We start from the raw sequence: 22,048 nt of genomic DNA on the forward strand, positions 1-22,048 counted from the left end.
GTTGATATTCGTTATTTAGTTTTCCTGAATTCCATATCCAGATATATTATTATTTCTCCTTCGATATACCCTTCGGCATTAAGTAAGTGCCCATCTTTTCTATAGGCTTTAAAAGCGTCTTTTCTCACTTTTAATCGTATATCCTCGATCTCTTTAGCATGTTCTTTTTTGTTTTCGTTGACCTCAAATACTCTGTTGGTGATATAATGATGCGCGTCGTACTTTAAGGATTGTTTTTGATATTCCTTTTTCAAATCGCTATAAGCAACCTGAGATGTATCGCTTGCTTTTGATCGCTCTTCAGGAGTGATTTTATGTAAATCATGTCGTTCCATTTTGAATTTTGCAATTCTGAAACTCATTTTGATTTCTTCGTTCTTGGCTTTTGTATCGATTTTTAGATCTTCTAAAGTTTGAATGAGTTGCCGCCTCAATTCGATATCAAAGTTGATGTATTGATACAAGGTGTCTAAAAAACTAATGGCGTCGTTTTGGAATAATAAAGGGTCTTTACCTTCTTCGAGTGTGCTGAGCATGGTGAGCAGTTCATTTCTACCGAAAGTATCTTTTGATTTTAGATATTCACTTTTGGCAGTAGCCAATAGTTGTAGTATGATTTCGTTGGCATATCCTATATAAATGACTTCTTTGTATCTAAATCGGTAATAGTGCCTATTGGTTTCCTCTTGCTTTTCCTTTTTTGCAGAAGGAGTCTTTTTTCTGAAATTGAATTTAGGTCGCTTTACATCAAACGAGTAGGCGTACCCTAACCGAACAGTGAAGTCATTAGACACTCGTTGTATCGCATCTCGTAATAAAAAAATAACATTCAAGGTTAGGTTATGACGTTGTTTGTAGGTGTAATTGGCGTTCAGTCGGCTACTGAAGATCTTGTTTTGTACTTCACCTAAAATACTGGTAATATTGTATGAATTTGCCCATCCTGTGGATAAGGTTTTTTCAAAAAAAGATTTCCGTACAGCAAGGGTAGGGCCATAGGTAATCGAACTACTCTCAGGACTATCATTGTAGGTAAGATGGATGGCTCCGTTATACTGCAGGTTTTTTTCAGGAAATTCTAAAGTATATGTAGTAAAACCATTGTACGACCCAGAAGACGCATTTGATAAACTTCCGCTTTCTTCGCTGGAGTTTTGATAGTTTACCTGGGTAGAAAGTTCTTGTCTTTTTGTCTTACTCTCCATGAGGCGATAGACAATGCCAAGTGAAGCATTTTGAGAAATCTGTTTAAAGTTTAAAGTATCCCTATCATTTAGTTCATCAACATTATTAATATCATCAAATTGATCCCTAACATTGGTAAAAGATTGGAAGTTTGAATACGAAGCATTGATATCCATTTTTTTGGATACGGCCAAGCTAGCATTTACAGAGGAGACCACACGTTGCAGTTGGGTTTCTTTTTCGTTATCCAGATCATCTCTTTGCAATCCAGCGTTTATGGATAGCGATAACTTGTTTTTGAATAAGTTTTGAGAAGCATTAATAGTGATGTTTTCCAAATCATTGTTAAAGAAATACGCTCCAAATGTTCTATACCCAGGATCGATTCTTTCGTAACCTGCTCCAATACTTCCGTTGTATAAACTATATGAAAAGTTGGCATTAAATGCATTGAAATATTGAGTCGATTCTTTTTCATCGATCAAAAAACTTAAGAAGTTCCCGCTACTTGCAGCAGGGCTATCAATATTTTCGGTAACTGCGCTTTGCGCAACTTCAAAATCAAACGCAAGGTTTCTTAAAAGTTGTATCCTACTTCTTACAGAAGCTACCATATTTTCTTGCGCAGCAATTCCTAACTCTGATGGGACTTCTACCTCTAATGAGGATAGCTTATCTTTTGCACTAAACAGGCTTAATTCTACATCCCAGGTTTTGAAATTGTATGAAGATTTAATTCCGTAACCAAAGCGGTCATAATTAGGTAAAATATTTGGAGACGCTTCATCGTATTCTACAGCTTTCAAAAACCTTCCGTATAAAGCACTTATTTTGAATGGGCCTTTGGGAGATAGTTCAACGCCACCACCTGTAAATAGATGTCCATTCACCGTATAGCGAGAAAAGGTCATGTTTACATCCCCAATATGCGTAGTAATCCATTTGTATGAGGGGTGTAAACTAAGTCGATTGATTTTGAAAGGAGTAGAGTAATCAAATCCTTGACTCGTATAGGAGAATGACAAAGGAATATTGAACACACCACTTATATTGAAGTTAAGATTTCCATTGGTGGCGAATGAAAAAGGATCGCGGTTGGAAGTCCCTTCATAATACGTTGCATTTGCAGAAATACCTCCATTAACTTTGAGCAATGGGACTTTTCCAATTTGATCCAAGCTTTGCGCTTGAACTATTGATATTTTGCAGGCCGTAATCAAAAGTATTAGTATAATATTTTCTTTGGTCAAAGTGCTTTTAAACTTTTCTTTACTGTATTGATTTGATAAACTAGAGGCTGTAGATGTTATGCAGTTCGATGACCCGCTTATAAGCATGAAAGAAAATAACAGCAGTGTATGTAGCTAATTGAAATTTCAATTTTAAGAGAGGGCATTAGAAACAAAACATCATTCAAAAACTATAGTGATTCCGTTCTGTTTTAAATTCATTAAAACGATTTGTTACTCAAACAAAATAATTAAATCAAAGTCCTATATACAAAAGGTGTTACTTTAAATTTATAAATTTAAGGCAACTGTTTTTGCATCTTTTTTGCGAGTTAAAAAACTAATTATCAGTCATTTGTTATTTTGGTCAATCTAGTTAATAATATGTTAAAGAGAAGCGATGGCCAATACTTGTATTTATGAGAAAATACACCGTTTTTGGGAGAGATTAAAGCTTTTTGTAAAGAAGAATGATCAGTTACGAACTAAACTTTTCGGCATACTCGGTAGGTGTTTTTTTGTAATACTTTTTAAAAGCTTTCGAGAAATATTTGGGGTCTTTGAATCCTACTTTGTATCCAATTTCAGAAATACTGTACTCTGTTTGTTCTAGTAATTGGCTTGCTTTTTTCATACGGACAGAAAGAATAAATTCTTTTGGCGTAAGATTGGTCCAAGCTTTAATTTTTACAAATAGCATAGTTCTGCTCAATCCAAGTTCAGCACAAAAAAAGGCAATATTAAATGAGGGATCGTCAATATGATCTTCTACAAGTGTCATTGCCTTATGAAATAGTTTATCATCTACCGAAACATGGTCCTGATCACTTAGTACATTGGTATTGATTTGTTGTTCTAATCGTTTCTTTGTGTTAAGCAGATTATTAACGACCAGTAGAAATTCTTTAATATTAAAAGGTTTTTCAAAATAAGCATCTGCACCAGATTCCAACCCTTCAAGTTTATGAATTTGCAATGACCTTGAGGTAAGTAAAATAATAGGAATATGGCAGGTGCTGTCATGATTCTTTAATTGGTTACAAAGTTCGGTTCCCGATTTTTTGGGCATGATCACATCACTTATGATAAGACTAGGATGATACTTTAGCGTTTTTCGATAAGCATCTTCTCCGTCTATGGCATAAATCACATTGTAATATTCTTTCAAAAGGTCAATCATGTATTGTCTAAACTGATCATTGTCCTCTACAACCAGAATCACTTCTTTTTCGGAAGGGACAAGCATATTTTTGAATTCAACTTCTATAGGATCTTCGGTTTTTGGAATCATCTCTGCATGTGTAGAGATATACTCTTCTTTAGTGGTTGAAATTTCGTTTTCCGTTAAGTGGGTTTTCCCTTTTTTCAAGAATACTTTAAATATAGAGCCTTGTTGTTCTTCGCTCTCGACGGTTATCCTACCGTGATGTAAATCGATAGCTTTTTTGGCAATGAAAAGTCCAATACCGCTACCTTGATTAAAATGTTTTTGATATTGCAAATCACTGGCTACTTCATAATATTTATCAAAAATTTTATGAATAAACTTTTTATCTATTCCCTTTCCATTGTCTGCAATTTCGATGGTCACATGATCGATATCCTGATCAATTTTAATGCTAATACTTCCTCCTTTTTGAGTGTATTTGAACGCATTGGAGATGATATTAAAAAAGACCTTTTCTAGTTTTGTTTTGTCATAGTACAATGCGATTTCATCCTCTACACTTTCAAACGAATAGGTATAACTACCCAAATCCGCATATTCCTCGAAGGAGTGGTAAATGTTTTTGACAAATCCTACAACATCGTCATTTTGGGTCAATAGTTGGGTGTGGTGATTTTCTAATGCCCGGAAATCCAGGAGCTGGTTGGTGAGTTTCAATAATTGACTGGCATTGCTCTCAATGACCTGAAGTTTTTTAAAAACTTCTTTATTGCCTTTATAATTTTCAATGACTTGCTGTAATGGGGCAAGTATTAAGGTCAATGGAGTTCTAAAATCATGAGAGATATTTGTAAAAAACTCTAGTTTAGATTGATTAATTTCTTTTTGCTGTATGCGCTCTTTTCGTTCTGATCTTAATTTATGAGAAAGGATCAGCTTTGCCCGCATGTTGTTGTAGATCAGATACAAGGTAAAAACTACTGCAGCGAAGTATAAGAAATAAGCCAGTGGTGTTTTCCACAAAGCTGCTTTTAGTGTAATGGGCATTACAGTTGCTGTCTTATTCCAGGTCTCCTCATTATTCGCTTCTTTTACCTCAAAAATATAGTTTCCTGGTTTTTGAATGGTGTAGGAAACTTCATGATTGTCTGTAAACTTCCAATCGTCATTCAATCCTACCAAACGGTATGCATATTTGTGGTTTGGGTTGATGAAATTAGGAAGAGCGAAATTGATAGAAAAGGAATTTTGATCATAGTTCAAGGTGATTTTATCCAGATAAGATATATTTTCATCAATGGTTTTTCCGTTGATCTTAAACTCAGATAAAATCACGTTTTGATCAAAATTATTTTTTTTGACTTGTTTAGGATTAAAAAAAGAGACGCCTTTAATTCCTCCAAAGTATAAGTTTCCGTTTTCGGACTTTAGGTAAGAGTTGTTAATAAACTCGTTACCCATAAAATTCTCTGATTGGTTATAGATGGTAGCTCTTTGTAAAGAAGGATTGTATTTTACCATCCCAAGGTTACAACCGATCCAAAGGTTTTGCTGCTGGTCTTCTACGATACTAAATGCTGAGGTAATTTTAGAATTCAAAAGTTTGAAATCCACTTTTGTAAATTGATTATCTTCAAATTGTAAAACTCCTCTTTCTTTGGTGCCTACATAAATTTTTCCTTCTACGGTTTGATACAAACTGATCACATTATGCCCATAAAAGGTTTTTTGATCATATAAAAAATGAGCAACTGGCGGAGAGGTTTTGCTAATATCATCATACCTAATTTTGTTAAGTCCCTTGTCGGTACCTATCCAGAGATTTTTGTCCTTATCAAAAATCATGGTACGAATACGGTCATTGGTGACCCCGTTAGATCCCAGATCAGATACTCCGATATGAGTTACATCTAGTGTATTGCGATTTACAATAAAAACACCATCTCCAAAAGTTCCAAAAACCATATAGTTTTCAACTGTTGTAATAGCATAAATGGATTTGTTTTCAAGAAAGGTGTTGATATGTTTTATTTCTGGAATGTCATCAAAATTTTGAGTGGTAAGATCAAATCGATGAATTCCGGATTTTAAAGTACCTATCCATAACTTGTTGTTCTTGAGGAGTAGGGACTTAATATTTGAATTCAAAAGTTTTTTATGAAGTGCTTGTGTAGTATTAAGATCGGATTTACCATTACTATGCACTACCTTTATTCCTTGGCCTTCTGTGGCAAAATAGAATCTATTATGATCATCCTCTACCATAGCACTTACTACTCCCAAATCTAAGGCCAGGGAGCCACGAATATCATAAAAAGTACTAAAGCTGGTATTGAAAGGATCCCAAAGATTAATTCCTCCATAATAGGTTCCTATCCAGATAGATCCGTTACGATCCATAAAAATTTCTTTAATACTATTTTTACTTAAACTTTTAGGATCTCCTGGTTGTGTGGTGACATGAAGGATACTTTGATCTTTTTGAATGATAAATAGTCCATTATAAGTACCCACCCATAAATTTCCTGCCCTGTCATAACATAGTTTACGTATGTCCCGACTAGTGATCGAAGGTGTCGTTGTAGGTAAACTTTGATAAGGAGAAAAGTTACGTTTATTCTTGTCAAAGACCAGTAGTCCATTACTCTTTGTACCTATCAATAGATTGCCATTTTGGTCATTGCTGATCGCCTGGATTTGTATGTTTCTAGACTTATCGTTTACAATCCATGGATATTTAGTGACTTTAAAATTGTCGGGTTGGACCTGATAAAGCCCTTTGGTAGATCCGATCCAGATTTGATCGTTTTGCTCTTTAAAAATAACCGCTATCGTACTGCTTGAAATTTCTTTTCCATAACCTGTAGCATCTTGGATTTCTATAAATTTGGCTTTATCCTTTTGGTAAATAAATAACCCACTCGATGTACCTAGCCAAAGCTGATTTTGATCAATTTCTTTTATGGTTCTTATAGAAAAATGCTGATTTTTATTGTCTTCGGTGGTGTAGAAGTACCGTGTGAATTTTTGCTCTTTTGGATCAAAACGATTTAAACCGTTGTACGTTCCCACCCAAATATATCCATCGGTGTCTTCCAGAATAGAAAGAATGTCATTATTACTAATGGTGGTGTCGTTCTTGGGATCGGTTTGATATACCGTAATTTCCTCTCCATCGTATTTATTAAGACCATCTCGTGTACCCATCCAAACTTGACCTAATCGATCTTGTTCTATGGCTAAAACGGTACTTTGCGATAGTCCCTCGGCGACAGATAGATGAACAAAGTTATTGAAGTTGTATTCTTGAGATATAGCAAAAAAATGAACTACCCATACTAGTATGCTAATAGTGTATTTCATTATTCATTGGGGTGATTGGTTAAAGAACTTTTAAAGATAACGCCAATTTTTTGGAATATTATGAATCCATCTTGACGAGTTTACTTTATAAAGATAAAATATACTTCGATACAATAATAACTTTTTCGTGCTTTGTAGTAGAATTTTCGTTCTGAAAATCAGTTGTTTGTATTTTTTTACCCCTATTATCGTACTCTTGAACCTGAAAGTTTTCTTAATATTGAATCATCAAATTTTGATCTATTACTCCTGGATGATTTATTTGATTAAGGAACACTAAACAGAAATTTGGGAAAAATTAGGATAACCGTTAAACACAAACCTAACACTATGAAAACAATGAAATCTCGAAAATCTGTACATAATATACAAATCGAATAACAGTATTTGTATTGAACTTACCTTAAAGGTTCCGTTTCCCCTTTATAACCCTAAGGTTTATTTTAAATCAATGTATTGAATTAGCAATGCTATTCAATATATCCATGTCTAAGAAAGCATATGATCAACGGCTACTGGTTATTGCAAGTAATCGACTGTGGAAAAAAATGTAGAACCTAAACTTTTAACAAACTCACAATCATGAAAATTATCTACGAAATGTTTACAAGTAGAGAAGGCTTTATTTATGGTATACTCTTTACTTTAGTTTCATTATGTATGAATGCCCAAACTCCCGTTCAGCAACACGGACTACTTCGTGTAAACGGGAACAAAATTGTTGACAAAAACAATGTCCCAACCAGTCTTGCCGGAAACAGTCTGTTTTGGAGTAACGCCGGAGATACTTCAGACTTTTACAATGCAGAAACGGTATCGCATCTAGCTGATGACTGGAATAGCTCCATAATAAGAGTAGCCATGGGAGTAAAAGAAAGTTGGGATGCCGGTAATGGATATATCGATAGCCCTAATGCACAAAAAGCTAAAATCAGAAAGGTGATTGATGCTGCAATAGATAAGGGCATTTATGTTATCATCGATTGGCATACTCACGAAGCGGAAAGCTATACGCAAGAAGCTGCGGACTTCTTTAAGGAAATGGCACAACTCTACGGAGACCAACCTAATATTATTTATGAAGTATACAACGAACCTATCGGTCAGTCCTGGACTCAGGTGAAAAACTATGCTAATACAGTGATAGCAGCAATCCGATCAGAGGATCCTGATAACCTAATCGTAGTAGGATCTCCTACATGGTCACAAGATGTGGACGTCGCTTCCAACGATCCAATTAATGATACAAACACTGCCTATACACTACACTTTTATGCAGGAACACATACCCAGTTTCTCCGTAACAAAGCACAAACCGCTATGAATAATGGTATCGCACTTTTTGTTACCGAATGGGGTGCTGTTGATGCGAGTGGTGATGGGGGTATCGCAACTGCCGAAACCGAAAGATGGATGCAATTTATCAAGGATAATGATATTAGCCATGTGACCTGGTCCGTAAGTGATAAGCCCAGTAATAGTGATCCAAATAGAACTGAAGGTTCTTCAAAAGTACAATTACGAAAGGGGGTCACCGGATTGGTAAATAATGAACTTACTCCTTACGGTGTATTTGTAAAAGACATTGTTAAGAATTGGTCTGATGATTCTGGAAATCCACCACCTCCACCTCCTTCTGGGACTATCGAATGTAATAATGTAGATTGTATTATAGCAGCAATGAAAAATGCGCAACCGGGTGACGAAATTATTGTAGCATCTGGGACCTATACAGCTACAGATAAGTTCAACTTTGGAAATAAGGCTACACGATTTGGATCTGATAAAAATGGAACAGCTTCAAAACCAATTACGCTAAGAGCGAAAAATCCATCTAATCCTCCAATTTTAAAAGGAGTTAACGGGATCTATGATGGTTATGTAATGTTTATTCTAGGAGATTACTGGATTCTTAAAGATCTGATTCTGGAAGAAGGATCCAAAGGAATTGTTTTCGACAATGCCAATCACGGGGTAATCGAAAATGTAGTGGTTCGAGAATTGGGAGAAGAAGGAATTCACTTAAGAGATGGATCTAGTAATAACCTGGTAAAAGGATGTCAGGTATATAATGTAGGAATCAAAAAACCAGGAATTGGTGAAGGTCTTTATGTAGGATCAGACAAAGGACAGCACGAAAGTGCATCACAAGCCGGAAATATATTTGATAACAAGTATAACCCAAGGTGTGACAATAATACTATTGAAGATTGTATCATTGGGCCTAATGTAACCGCCGAAGGCGCAGATATCAAAGAAGGAACCAAAAACACCATTATCCGCAATTGTACATTCTCTGCCAAAGGCATATCAGGAGAGAATAGTGCCGATGCCTTTATAGACCTTAAAGGAGCCTATGGATTTGTGTATAACAATACGTTTAATAGAGATGGATCTGCTATTCTTAATGCAGGAATTGATTTTCTAGATAGAGGAACCGGATTCAACACAGGATTTAGAAATGCCATTTTTGACAATACGTTTAATTTAGGAAGTAGAGCCAACGAAATTCCAACGGCGAGAAAAAAACAGGGTAGCCCTAGCGAAATTCATGTTTGGAACAATACTCGTAATCCAAATTCACCAGATTTTCCTGTAAGTGACGGGACTACAAATTTTGTTACACAATCTTGTCCAAGTTGGAACATTGTTCCTTGTAATGGAGGAGGTACCAACCAAGCACCATCAATATCTTTGATTATTCCTACAGGAGATGTGAATTTGCAAGAAGGGTACTCCAATTTTAATGTAGAAGTAAATGCTACCGATACCGATGGAACTATAGACAATGTAAAGTTATATGTTGATGGAAATCTGGTACGAGAAGAAAAAAGTGCACCCTACGAATGGGGAGCAGGTGATAATGCAAATGAGTTGTTAGGATTACCTGTTGGGATACACACTATTAAAGTAGAGGCTACGGATGATGATGGGGCCAAAAAAAGTATTTCATTTACTGCTACGATAACTAGTGTTACTTCTAATCAACCTCCAGCAGTATTCTTTTCTTCTCCTTCTGGTGACCTTACCGTAGAAGAAGGCTATAATTTATACGTAAAAGTAATTGCCACGGATAGCGATGGAAGTGTGAGCAATGTAAAGTTATACATTGATAACAATCTTATCAGGCAAGAAAATTTTGATCCATACGAATGGGGACATGCTGGCTCACCAAACCCTTCAGAAGTGGATAACTTACCAATTGGAACACATGTTTTTAAAGCGGTTGCAACCGATACTGAAGGAGCCACTTCAGAAAGCACATTTACCTTAACGGTAAAGCAAGAAACTACAGGAGGAGGAGATAACAATTGCTCATTTGGAACACCACTTGCAGGGGCATTACCTGCATTTGATCAAGCTTCGTATACCAAAGTACATGTACTAGGAACAGGAGGCCCCGATGTATCAAATATCCGACGCTTCAGAATCAATTGGAATCCACAGTACAACGGATTATACCAATTTGCAGTAAATACAACCAATGGTCAACCGGACTACTACGTGGATCTAAGAAATGTGATGAGTCATAGTTTTAATACTGCTAACCCAGAAGTGACTCTTTCCAATTCTGGTTTATCCGGCTGGGATGGTTCGTATTGGGTGGCTAAAGACGGAGCTAACTTTGTCATGGTTTCAAAAGATAGTGATTTCTCAATCTATTTCAGTAATTCGGATAATGCTCCCACATGTGCTGCCAAAAGCCCAGAGGTAGCTTTTGAAGAAATACCTGTAAAGCTATACCCTAATCCAGTTCAGGACGAGATGATGTACCTAGAAAATATTTCAGAAAAAGCATCACTCCTTCAGATTATTGATATGCAAGGGAAAGTACTACTCACTAAAAACATAGAAAGTAACCGTCCACAAATTGATGTGGCGGATCTTGACTCTGGCATGTATATCCTAGTCGTAAAAGGGATAAGATATCAAAGCTCAACTTTATTTACGAAGCATTAGGAGATGCAATGTTTAAACTGTGTCACCGGGTGATTTAGGGGTTTCCCGGTGACTATTTTCAATTTTCAATTCTAAAACTATGAAGTATTCAACGCTAAAAAAATGGTTGGGTGGATCGCTATTGCTATGTGTCAACCTTATGTGTGCTCAGCAACATATTGTGTATCACAACAATTTTGATCAACTCGCTACAGGACAGTACAATGAAGAAGAGGCTAAAGAAGCTTTGAATGTCAACTTCTGCAAAGGCGCAGATGAAGGAAGAGTATTCATTTCCGAATTTCAAAACAAAGGAAATGTCTTAAAAGTGAAATATCCGAAAGGAAAGGTGAAAACCAATGATAGTGGGATGCATACCAAGTTATTTTGGAATCATTATGACACCTTCGAGGAGTTGTATTTCAGCTATAATGTGTATATCCCCGAAGATTTTGAATTTAGAGCAGGAGCCAAATTACCAGGGCTGTCTTACCAAACCAGAGATAGAAATATGTCACTTCGTTTAATGTGGCGATATGACGGATTGCTGGAGTTTTATAATCATTTTGAAACCAGACCTAGTTGGGATGGATGGACCGCATCTGTAAATTGGAGTTTACTAGATCCCTATGACGAACCAGGAGGGCCGCAACCCGATCAGGTCAAACTAAAAAAGGGAACATGGAACCACATAGAGGTTTATCATAAACTCAATACTCCAGGAGAGAACGACGGGATTATGAGAGGATGGTTAAATGGAGAATTGGCCATAGATATTACGGATAATAGTGATTATAGACAAAGCGGGCAAGAGGACATTCAATTGAATAGCATTTATCTGTCTACTTTTTTTGGAGGAAGCAGTGATGCCTTCAAACCTACCAAAGATCAGTATGCTTATTTTGACGATTTGATTGTATCCAAAACAAGGGTAGGATATGATGATTCTGGTGATGAAAACGATAGTTCACTGTCGGTATCATTCAAAACACCATCAACAGATCTTACTGTACAAGAAGGATATGATTTGGATATTGAAGTTAATGCTACCGATGAAGAAAATGGCATCCAGGAAGTACAATTATATATCGATGATACTTTTGTAAGAAGAGAGCGTTTCTACCCATATACATGGGGTCATGATCGATCCCCAAACCCAGAAGAAGTAAACGGATTGGCAGAAGGGATGCATCTTATAAAAGCCATTGCTACCAATCGCAAAGGAGAGACCAAAGAAACTTCGATCATCCTTACGGTAGAAAATAATAATGCTTGTGATTTTGCTTTACCCGATACCAGAGGGATCCCTGGGTTGGATAATGTGTATTACAACAATGTACATATTATGGGAAATAGAGCCCCTAGTTTCCTAAGTAATTTTGTCAACTTTTCAGTAAAGTGGAATCCTATTTATGATGAGCTTTCAAAATTTGCGTTGATTACCAATGATGGTTTCCCGAATTGGTATGTGGATTTTAGCAATACAGCCGAGTTTCAGCTCAAAAATGAACACCCAGAGATTACATTAAAAAATACAGGTGTAGCAGGATTAGATGATAGTTATTGGGTAACCCTAGAAAATGGGGAACTGATCTTAAAATCAAAAAATAATGGAACACTAATTTGTTTCAGTAATTCTTCGCAAGCACCATTGTGCATGCAAGGAGATCGGCAAAAAGTAACTTCAATAAGCAACACACAAAACCTAAGACCATACCCAAATCCAACAAAAAGTTCTATTGCTATAGATAATCTCCCACCTACTACAGATCAGGTAAATGTCATGAATATGAATGGTGAAGTTGTTCTTTCTTTACCAGTTTCTATAAAGCAATCGGATGTAAGTATTTCTCTAGAAGAATTACCATCAGGTATGTATTTTCTTGAGGTAATTTCTGATACACAAAATGTAAAAACCAGATTTATTAAGCAATAAAAACAACCAAAAACACACAAGAAACACTTAAATGTTCAACACTTAAACAAACACAATGAAAACACGAAGCCTCATAATACATAATTGGCAAATTATGCTAGCGATGCTATGCATGATTTGGGGAGCTACAGCACAAGACTGCGGTAATAGCAGATTAGTGATTGATCAAAATTTTAATCAGTACAATGGGCAGAACAAGCTATACACTCGAAGTTTGGCGAACAATGATTTTCCCAAAATTGCAGGTAGAACTTCGGGAGGTAATGTACGCGGATTAAGCAATGATTTCCCTCAAAGAAACCGAGTAATTAACGGAGAGTTACGAGCACAATTTACTAAGAATGATGCCAGTGGGCGTAGTGGCGGTTTTGTATTCGATAGCAGTTTTGACGGTGCAGAAGAAGCTACGCTGGAGTATCGTGTAAAATTTGCAAATGACTTTGTCTGGGCTACAGGAGGGAAACTCCCAGGATTAGGTGGAGCTTCGACAACCAATGGAGCGCAGCCTGCTGGATGTACACAAAATCAAAACACGATTAACAACGCCTTTTCTTGTCGCTTGATGTGGAGATCAAATCGAGCTCATACGCAAGAACCATATCTTATTGTTTATGATTACTTGCCCAATAGAGAAACACGATGCGGAGGGAACACCAGATTAGGGAACCTAAAGCTGAAAAGAAATCGATGGTACACCGTAAAACAATACTTAAAACTCAACACCCCTGGGCAACGAAATGGGGTTTTGAAAATGTATATCGATGGAGAAAAATTAGTGGATCAGGACAATGTGATGTTCCGTTTGTCAGGTAAAGGCAGTGTTAAGATTAATTCTATTGTAATGCATACCTATCGAGGAGGAAATCGGACGGACCCTGTATGGCATTCTCCCCAAGATGATTATATCTTTTTTGATGATTTCAAAGTATGGACCAATTGCTCTGGAGGTGTTGGTAACACCGATAACCAAAAACCTACGGTTACTATTACTAACCCTAATCAATCCAATTATACGGCTGGTAGTGATTTGTCGGTTACCATTAATGCGAATGATCCTGATGGCAATATTACAAAACACGAAGTTTTTGTAAATGGAAATTTGGTAGATACGGATGGTACAAATTATACACCACATCCGCTAGACAATATTCAGGCAGGAAATTATACGATAAAAGTAGTGGTTACCGACGATGACGGAGCCACAGCAGAAGATACCGTTTCATTTACAGTAAATTCAAATGGTGGAGGAGATAATACAGGAGGAGACTCCTCATGTAACGGCTATGAAGAAAAAAATGGGATGGTGGTTATTGAAGCTGAGAACCTTCAAACCCCGGGAAATTGGCCTAAAAAATCGGGAGTTTCCGGATTTACAGGAAATGGATATATAGAGTGGACCGGTCAGGACTTTTTTAACGATCCGGGAAATGGAGTAATTACTACTGAAATCAAGATTAACACACCAGGAAGATATCAGTTTTTATCAAGAACCAAAGTAGGCGAGGGTACCAGTACTACGGAAGCTAATGATGTGTGGTTAAAATTTCCAGACGCCGATGATTTTTATGGACAAAGAGGAAGTCTTCGTGTATATCCAAAGGGTTCAGGAAAAACACCACATCCCGAAGGAGCTAGTGGAGAAGGATATCTCAAAGTATACTCTGCAGGTACAACCAATTGGACCTGGTCTACAAAAACTTCGGATGGAGGAGAAAATGCTAGTGATATTTTTGTGGAGTTTGACAATCCAGGGACGTACACCATGTTGTTATCAGGTCGATCCAAACATCATCTTATTGATCGGGTAACCTTGAATCGCACCAGTGCGAATGCTACAGATCTTTCTTTGCAAGAAACGAAATGTGATGATGATGGAGATAACAATAGTGAAGCATCCATTACTGGGGAGTTAAAAAAATGGCATAAAGTGACCTTAACCTTCAATGGACCGAATACTTCCGAAGGTGCTTCTAACAATCCATTTTTAAACTATCGTTTAAACGTTATGTTTACCCACCAAAGTGGTTCACCTTCTTATGTTGTGCCCGGTTATTTTGCAGCGGATGGAAATGCAGCACAGACATCAGCTACCAGTGGTAACAAATGGAGGGTACATTTTGCGCCAGACAAAACAGGGACCTGGAACTATAGTGTTTCTTTTAGAAAAGGAAACAATGTAGCTGTAAATGATAGCAATACAGCAGGGATAGTAGCTGGATTTATGAACGGTCAAACCGGATCTTTCAACATTGGTTCTACAAACAAAACAGGTAGAGATTTTAGAGGAAAAGGGCGTCTGCAATATGTAGAGGAGCATTATTTAAAATTTGCCGAAACAGGAGAGTATATGATCAAACAAGGACCAGATTCTCCAGAGAACTTATTTGCATATGCTGATTTTGATAATACCCCTAATGCCGGGAATCGCAGAAAAAATTATGCGCCTCATGTTGGAGATTGGAATAGTGGAGACCCTACCTGGAAAAGTGGGAAAGGAAAAGGACTGATCGGAGCGGTAAATTATATCGCTAGCGAAGGACTAAATTCAATGTCTTTTCTGACTATGAATATCAATGGAGATGATGATAATGTATATCCTTATACAGGGAGGGATCAACGCTCAAGAATGGATGTTTCCAAAATGGCACAATGGGCGATCGTTATTGAACATATGCAGAAAAACGGAATCTTTGCTCATTTCAAAACACAAGAAACCGAGAATGAAACCTTATTGGATAATGGGAATACTGGAAACCAACGTAAGTTGTATTACCGAGAGTTGATCGCAAGATTTGGTCATAATCTGGCGTTAAATTGGAACTTGGGAGAAGAGAATGGTGGAGGGCCACAGCCTGTAGATCAATCGCCAGCTCAAGAACGTGCAATGGCCGGGTATTTTTATAAAAATGATCCGTATCGCCACCATGTAGTGATCCATAAGCATCCAAATGATTTTCCGGAGTATTTATTAGGAAATCAATCTAGGCTAACAGGTTTTTCTTTACAAACCAATAAGTCGGATTTTGTCAATGTTTTTAGTAAGGTAAAAGAAGCTATAGATGATTCTAGAAACTCAGGAAAAAAATGGGCAGTAGCTTGCGATGAGCCTGGCGATGCACAACATGCGATTCGACCAGATAACAATGCGGCAAACTCACATACCGATGGTCGAAAAAATGCTATGTGGGGAACCCTACTAGCAGGTGGATGGGGTAATGAATGGTATTTTGGGTATCAAAATGCGCATTCAGACCTATCCCTTCAGGATTTCAGAAGTAGAGATAAATGGTGGGATTATGGGCGTCATGCTATTCGATTCTTCGAGATTACAGATCTGCCCTTGACTCAAATGCGAAATAACAATGGACTCTCCTCCAATAATAATGATTATTGCTACGCAAAACAAGGCGAAGCCTACGTAGTGTATTTGAAGAATGGAGGGAGTACCAACCTGGATTTGAATGGGCAAAACGGACAATTTACCGTAAAATGGTACGATCCTCGTAATGGTGGTTCGCTCAAGAATGGATCAGTAACAAATGTTAACGGAGGGGGAAATAGATCTCTGGGGAATGCTCCTAATAATGGGAGTAAAGATTGGGTGATTTTAATCACCAAAAATGGAGTTACACCAGGAGAGAATACTCCTCCAACAGTTGCCTTTGCTGATCCATCTGGAAATACTTCAGTTGAAATAGGGTACACCAATTTTGAGGTGACTGTAAATGCTTCTGATACTGATGGTAGTATCGAAGGTGTAAAATTATATGTAGATGGAAACTTAGTTCGCGAGGAAGTTCAGGCACCGTATGAGTGGGGTAAAGGAAACAATGTAGGTGAACTATTAGGGTTATCTGTGGGGCAACATACAATCAAGGCCGAAGCCACCGATGATGATGGAGCAACCACAAGCAAAACCTTTGTGCTTACTGTGCAAGCGGCAAATACTAATGAAGCGCCTCAAGTATCTTTTGCGACACCTACAGGTAACCTAAAGGTATCCACAGGGTACGATATGATAGTTATTGTTAACGCCACCGATCCAGATGGTACTATTGCTAATGTAAAGCTATATATCGATAACAATTTAGTGCGTCAGGAAAATATCACTCCTTACGAATGGGGGCATGATGGATCACCAAATCCAGAAGAAGTAAATGGATTAGATGCAGGGACATATACGTTTAAAGCCGTTGCTACAGATAATGATGGAAATACCGCCCAAGCTTCTTTTGTACTAACTGTAGAGGATGATAATAGTGGCGGAAACGATAACAATTGTGAATTTGGAACTCCAGTAAATAGTGGGATAGCGGCTATGGATAGAGTGACATACAACAATGTTTATGTCTTAGGTAATGGAGGACCATCGCTGTCTAATTTCAGAAAATTTACCATCAACTGGGATCCGCAATACAATGGATTGTATCAGTTTGCGATCAATACTGATGATGGAGTGCCAGGGTACTACATTGACTTTAGTGACATCATGTCTTTTCAACTTAATGATGCCAATCCCGAGGTAACGCTTCAGAATACGGGATTCTCAGGATTAGATGGTAGCTATTGGGTAGCATTGGATCAGAATAATCTGGCTCTGGTTTCCAAAGATAGAGACTTCACCATCTATTTTAGTAATTCTACCCAAGCACCTTCTTGTGCGAATCAACAGAGTAAAATTTCAATAAGCACAAAAGACACTCAAGAATTAGTGTTGTATCCAAATCCTGTAAAAAGCGATGTGTTATCCATTGGTGGTTTGGAGAATGAAAAGATGACACTCCAGATATTTAATCTGATTGGCCGCAGAGTATTGGTCAAAGAAATAAAAGGAGTACAAGTCTATCAATTACCTGTAGAATCGCTAGAGGCAGGTAACTATATTTTAAACATACAAAGTAAACACGTCAACACATCTTTGCATTTTATTAAAGAGTAGTCAATCAATAGTTAGTTTGATTCTTGTACCTGTATGCTTGATCTCCTTATTCTGGTAATAAGGAGGTTAGGTATGCCATACATTATAAAAACTACCAAAAGATAGCTATATGTTGATCTATACTTTTAAAACCACCAAATCATGAAAAACTCAATAAAAATCGACCGTATCGTATTGGTTACCATGCTGATACTGTTTGTTCTTGGGGTTTGTAATCTTTTTGCAAATTATCCCAAAGAAACTACTATCGAAGTAGCTTCAAAATATGATTGTGCTCCTCCGCCAATCAGTTTGGCAACCATTAGTCCTGTTAATTCAGGTTTTTGGAATCAGGCCTCTACATGGCCCAATGGCATAGCACCAACAGCAAATGATGACATCCTTATTCCACCGGGAATGGATGTGGTTATGTTAGGGACTTGTAGGGCAAGGAATATTACAGTACAAGGAAAGCTTAGTGCAGTAAATTGGCAAGCAGGAGGTGCCTGGATTGATTTGGAAGCTAGAAGTATTGTGGTGGCTAATGGAGGAACAATGGAAATAGGTACAGAAGATCAACCCTACATTGCGAATAAGAATGCTTCAGGTATACGTTGCCAAATTACACTTACAGGACCAAAAAACACCAACTTGGGAGCTTCCTACAAGGCAATTATGGTACAAAACGGAGGGGTTTTAGAATTGCACGGGAAGAATAAAAAGAGCTGGACTAATATAGCCGTCACATCTAACCCGGGCGATACCCAAATTACCTTGAAAGAAACTGTAGATTGGGAAGCAGGGGATATGATTGCTTTAACTTCTACAGCCTTGGCAACTACAAATGGTAAACAATGGGAACAAGTGGATCAGGTAGAAATTGCATCCGTTATTGGAAAAACAATCACTCTAACAACACCACTCCAGTATCAACATATAGGAGGTTCCAAATCATATACGAGATCAACAGATGGTAAAACCTGGGATGTAAACATTCAAGGAGAAGTTGGTTTGCTTTCTCATTATATAAAAATTCAAGGTAGAACTAGTGATAATGATGGTTTTGGAGGACATATCATGTTGATGAAAGGTTCTGTTTCACATTCAGAGAATATTGAATTGTATAGAATGGGACAAAAAGGAGTATTAGGACGTTACCCTTATCATTGGCATTTAAATGAAGATCAATCACAAGGGAGTTATCTACGAAACTCCAGTGTACATAAATCATTTAACAGAGCGGTTACTATTCATGGAACTGACTATGTTACTGTAGATGGAGTGTTTGCGTATGATCATGTTGGGCATGGTATTTTCTTAGAAGATGGTGCAGAGCGTTTTAATACCATAAAAAATAATGTGGTTTTTGTTACGAGAAGGCCAAAAAACGGTGAAGAACTAACACCATCTGATAACGAGGCTAACGAACCGCAAAATAGAACCCCAGCTTCTTATTGGATTACTAATCCAAATAATTATTTCGAAAATAACGTAGCTGCCGGTACCGAAGGAACAGGGTTTTGGTTTGCCTTTCCAGAAAAACCAATGTTTGATTCTGGTAATCTGTCCTATTTTCATGGTGTAAACCCTTCAACTGAACCATTGGGGAGATTCGATGGTTTTGTGGCTCACACGTGTATGACAGGTTGGGATGTTTTTGATAGATTGAATCCTGACCACTCGATAAAAAAGAATTTTGGATGGGATGTGAAAACAAGACAATTGATTAAAGATGGTTTGTTGTATGGAAATGATCAGGCAATTTATTGTGGGTTAGGTGTAGGAGGCATTAGTGAGAATACAGTTTTTTATAATTGCGTTTTCAGTGATAACAAGACGGTAAGCATGCTTGCAGGAGATCTAACCATAGAAAACAGTCTCTTTAATGCAGATACAGATCTTGGAGTATTTGATGGAGTACGAGAATTTTTTAGATTTTATGATGGCCCAGGGAGACATATTGACTGTCATTTTGAAGGATGGAATCGTTCTAATGCAGAAATGATTAAACAAATTACTGGAGGAGGAGCTACAGAGAATTTCAATCCTTCATTCCGTGGAACTACCAAAGGATTTTCAGAACCATTCCCGTTTAGATTTTTTCCTTTACCTAATACAGATAACACCCGAGCAAGAAAAACCGGTCAGTTTTTCAAAGATTATGACGGAGGATTAACAGGTAAAGCTAATACTACATTGATTAGAGATATTGCATTTCTTAGAGATGGACATGAGTATAGACATCCTTCTTGGAGAAATGCTGCTCGATCTGATTATTTCTTTGCTGGATTATGGCTTGCCGGTATTAATTCTAGCGGGACTAGAATATCAGTAGTGCGTTCCAAACCAGGGACAGAAGATGTTTGTTTCTATGAGTCTGGAAATGCATCTTCAGGAACTTATAAATTTCCAACAATTGTTAATCAAGGGTTCACTTATACGTATTATCTAGACCGAGCACCATCAAATAAAAGTATTCATCTGATATGGAATAGAGGAGATGCTGGGGATTTGGCATTCGTACTTTTTAAAGGCTTAGGAAAATTAGGGAATTTTAGGGTAAGAGGTCATAATTTTAATCTGCCACGCCTCAATTCTATATCGGCAGTTCAGAATGCTACTAATAACTCCTATTTTATTGCAGGAAATGGAGATGTATTCCTTAAGCTTAGAAATCTTGGAGGAGATAATAGAACCAATATTTTCTTTAACTGGGATACTAATGGAAGTTTTCAACCAGCTACTCTTCCTTGTACAACGAATAATTTAGAGGGGATTACTGCTCTGGATACTGATGGAGATGGAAGACCTGATATTGTAGAAACAGAAACTTGTGGTAACCCAAACAATGCTTCAGATTTAAACTTTGAATTTAGTAATACCAATGAGAGTTTTGAGCAATTTAATACCACTGCAAACAATACAAGTAGTGATCAATTTTGGTTGATAAGAGCAGATAATTCTAATGATCCTTTTATTGTAAGGAATGGTTTGAAATTTAAAGGAAATCAAGTCCCTCAATTAAAAATTAGAACGAAGTCTGAAGCTGCTGGCGCCTTTCAGTTATTCTGGGCAACTATAGATCAACCCAATTTTGCTGCCACACGATCTGTAACTGTTGCTCCGCAAACGACTAATGTTTTCGAAGAACTCATTTTTGATATGAGTACTATCAATACCTGGATGAGTAAGACCATTACCAAAATTCGGTTGGATTTTCCTCCGGACCCCTCTTCAGCAAGTCATACCTGGATAGATTATATACACGGCCCTAGCGCCTCAAACGCTCCCTGTGATGATACACCAAACGTTGTATTTACTAGCCCTATAAATGATCGCTTACAAGAAGGGGATGATTTGGGAGTAATCGTTGTCGTTACAGATGGGGATGTTTCTAATATTAAACTCTATTTAAACGATATTTTGGTCAGACAAGAAAATGTAGCGCCTTATGAGTGGGGTACTGCAAACCCAGGCCAAAATGATACCGCATTGTACAACCTTACCACTGGGACCTACGAACTAAAGGCAGATGTTACGACTGTTGATGGTTTTATTACCTCTATTTCCAAAACAATTGAAGTTCGAGGAGAAGGGAACCCGATTGTTCACTTACGAAAACGTAATGCTACTAATTACGCTCTAGACGGAGGCGCAGGAGGAGCACCCAATCAGAATGTAAAACTATGGCAAGCAAATCCTAATAATGTGAATCAGCAGTGGATCGAAATAGATCGTGGGAACGGGTTTTATTCGTACCAAAAAGTGAATACCAATTATTGCATGGATGCAGGTGATGGTGGAGCAAGAAACCAAGATGTAAAACTCTGGGATTGTGAGACCAATAATTACAATCAACAGTGGCGTAAAGTGCGTATTGCAGATAATAGTTATCGTCTTGAAAAGCGTAATGCTGATGGATTTTCTATAGATGGAAATAATGGTGGAGCAAATGATCAACAGACATACTTGTGGGATAGTGGTGATGCGAATCAAAATCAGCATTGGATATTTGAAGTAGTTGGCGAAGATAAATCGGGGGTTGAAGGTCAAAATATAGTAACCCTATTCCCGAACCCAGTGCATAATACTTTGTTCATATCAGGAAATAATGCGAATAGATTAGTTAAAATATATGATCTATTAGGCGCTTTAAAAATTGATCAACCTTTGGATGAAAATGAAAATAAAATCGATGTTAGCCAATTACCAAAAGGGATCTACATGGTTCGAATAATTGATTTTAACAATCTGGGAGCTAATTCGATGATGTACAAAATTGTAAAAACAGACTAAGCACACTTGCTATC

6 protein-coding genes are annotated in these 22,048 nt (G+C 37.4%); 4 read left to right on the forward strand and 2 right to left on the reverse strand.

Annotated elements, in window-relative coordinates:
• Positions 1-11: 11 nt before the first annotated feature.
• Together AC0L3Q_RS03015 and AC0L3Q_RS03020 are read right to left on the reverse strand one after the other, a co-directional pair.
• On the reverse strand, positions 12-2,363 hold the full coding sequence (locus tag AC0L3Q_RS03015) for a hypothetical protein (protein WP_473285006.1): 2,352 nt from the start codon (positions 2,361-2,363) through the stop codon (positions 12-14).
• Between the two features lie 529 nt (positions 2,364-2,892).
• Entirely contained in the window at positions 2,893-6,945 is a 4,053-nt protein-coding gene (locus AC0L3Q_RS03020; protein ID WP_473285008.1) for a hybrid sensor histidine kinase/response regulator transcription factor, read from the reverse strand.
• 582 nt (positions 6,946-7,527) lie between these two features.
• Here AC0L3Q_RS03020 and AC0L3Q_RS03025 point away from each other — a divergent pair.
• The 4 genes from AC0L3Q_RS03025 (at position 7,528) to AC0L3Q_RS03040 (ending at position 22,034) form a co-directional block, all read left to right on the forward strand.
• The gene (locus tag AC0L3Q_RS03025) at positions 7,528-10,905 is read left to right on the forward strand and encodes a cellulase family glycosylhydrolase (protein ID WP_473285010.1); all 3,378 of its coding nucleotides are present in this window, start codon (positions 7,528-7,530) and stop codon (positions 10,903-10,905) included.
• Positions 10,906-10,984: 79 nt separating this feature from the next.
• Complete coding sequence (locus tag AC0L3Q_RS03030) at positions 10,985-12,820, forward strand: T9SS type A sorting domain-containing protein (RefSeq protein WP_473285012.1); 1,836 nt, start codon at positions 10,985-10,987, stop codon at positions 12,818-12,820.
• A 55-nt stretch (positions 12,821-12,875) separates the two neighbouring features.
• Positions 12,876-17,759 (forward strand): polysaccharide lyase, encoded by a 4,884-nt coding sequence (locus tag AC0L3Q_RS03035; protein WP_473285014.1) that lies wholly within the window; start codon positions 12,876-12,878, stop codon positions 17,757-17,759.
• Between the two features lie 141 nt (positions 17,760-17,900).
• Positions 17,901-22,034 (forward strand): G8 domain-containing protein, encoded by a 4,134-nt coding sequence (locus AC0L3Q_RS03040; protein WP_473285015.1) that lies wholly within the window; start codon positions 17,901-17,903, stop codon positions 22,032-22,034.
• Positions 22,035-22,048: the final 14 nt, after the last annotated feature.

The organism is Aquimarina sp. KJ22-3 (genome assembly GCF_055808215.1).